Raw genomic sequence first — 619 nt, 5'->3', positions numbered from 1 at the left:
GTGGCGGCCTCGGGCAATGCCGCTAATTATTGGAGCGTGGGCGATACGAAAAATATCACTATAAATGGCAAAGTGGGGAATTTCACCTTTGCGAATTTAGCCGTCCAGACCTATATTATAGGGTTTGACCACAACAGCGCCAGGGAGGGAACAAAAACCATCCATTTCCTGATAGGGAAGATAGACGGCAAAGAGGTGGCGCTGTGCGATAACCAGTTTGGTAACGAGCAGGCCAGCGCGGGCTATTTCCACATGAATAACAGCCGGACAAATTCTGGCGGGTGGGATGGCTGCTATATGAACAAAACCCTCTTGAATGGTACCAGCAATAGCCTGCTGAAAGCGCTGCCCAGCGAGCTGCAGGCAGTAATCCAGCCGGTGACCAAGTATACAGACAACACGGGCGGCGGCTCCAATACGGCATCCTATGTAACAGGAAAGCCCTGCAAGCTGTTCCTGCTGGCAGAGTTTGAGGTGCAGGGTACAAGGAGCTATGCAAATAGCGCGGAGCAAAACTATCAGCAGCAGTATGCCTATTTTAAGGCAGGCAACCCAAAGATTGCTAATCGACACACCGCAGTAACGTCTGCGGTGTGGTGGTGGCTGCGCTCCCCTTATT

At 51.9% G+C, this 619-nt stretch carries 1 protein-coding gene; it reads left to right on the top strand.

What is annotated here, in order from left to right:
- Window positions 1-72: 72 nt before the first annotated feature.
- On the top strand, window positions 73-619 hold a 547-nt coding region (locus U8U01_RS17340; RefSeq protein WP_322176829.1), incomplete at its 3' end, for a DUF6273 domain-containing protein.

It is taken from the genome of Acutalibacter caecimuris, from assembly GCF_034335085.1.
Classification (GTDB): Bacteria; Bacillota; Clostridia; order Oscillospirales; family Acutalibacteraceae; genus Acutalibacter; species Acutalibacter caecimuris.
The sequence above is the reverse complement of the archived record's forward strand: the minus strand, read 5'-3'. Positions and strand labels throughout refer to the sequence as shown.